This is a genomic window from Flavobacterium poyangense, from assembly GCF_011751075.1.
Lineage (GTDB): Bacteria > Bacteroidota > Bacteroidia > Flavobacteriales > Flavobacteriaceae > Flavobacterium > Flavobacterium poyangense.
The window spans coordinates 1-730 of sequence record NZ_JAALLN010000095.1 but is presented as its reverse complement, the minus strand read 5'-3'; the positions used below and the strand labels follow the sequence as shown (position 1 = coordinate 730).

Annotated in this window: 1 protein-coding gene; it reads left to right on the top strand. The window is 39.9% G+C overall.

Features of this window, described 5'->3' with window-relative positions; all coding sequences use genetic code 11:
• Positions 1-730, top strand: a 730-nt coding sequence (locus tag G3A47_RS22770) for an Ig-like domain-containing protein (protein WP_458294232.1), incomplete at both ends; no start/stop codon positions are given.

Below are 730 nucleotides of genomic sequence, written 5' to 3'. Positions count from 1 at the left end.
CTACAACATTTACTGCTACTAATTTAACGGCGACAACTTCTTATCGTGCAGTGGTACAAAGCGGTAGTTGTGCAACTTTAAATTCTACTGCCACTACTGTAACGGTATCTCCAACCACAGTTGCAGGATCAGTTGGTGGTGGAACAACAGTATGTACAGGAACTAACAGTACACTTTTAACTTTATCAGGCCATACTGGAAATATTGTAAGATGGGAATCCTCTTTAGATAATTTTGCTACTGCAGGAACTCCAATTGTAAATACAACTACAACATTTACTGCTACTAATCTTACGGCTACAACTTCTTATAGAGCAGTTGTAAAAAGTGGTAGTTGTCTACAATTAAACTCTGTTGCCGCTACAGTAACGGTTTCTCCAACTACAGTTGCGGGATCAGTTGGTGGAGGAGCAACTGTATGTACAGGAACTAACAGTACAGTATTAACACTTTCTGGTCATACCGGAAGCATAATAAGATGGGAGTCTTCTTTAGATAATTTCGCTACTGCAGGAACTCCATTTGTAAATACAGCTACAACATTTACTGCTACTAATTTAACGGCGACAACTTCTTATCGTGCAGTGGTACAAAGCGGTAGTTGTGCAACTTTAAATTCTACTGCCACTACTGTAACGGTATCTCCAACCACAGTTGCAGGATCAGTTGGTGGTGGAACAACAGTATGTACAGGAACTAACAGTACACTTTTAACTTTATCAGGCCATAC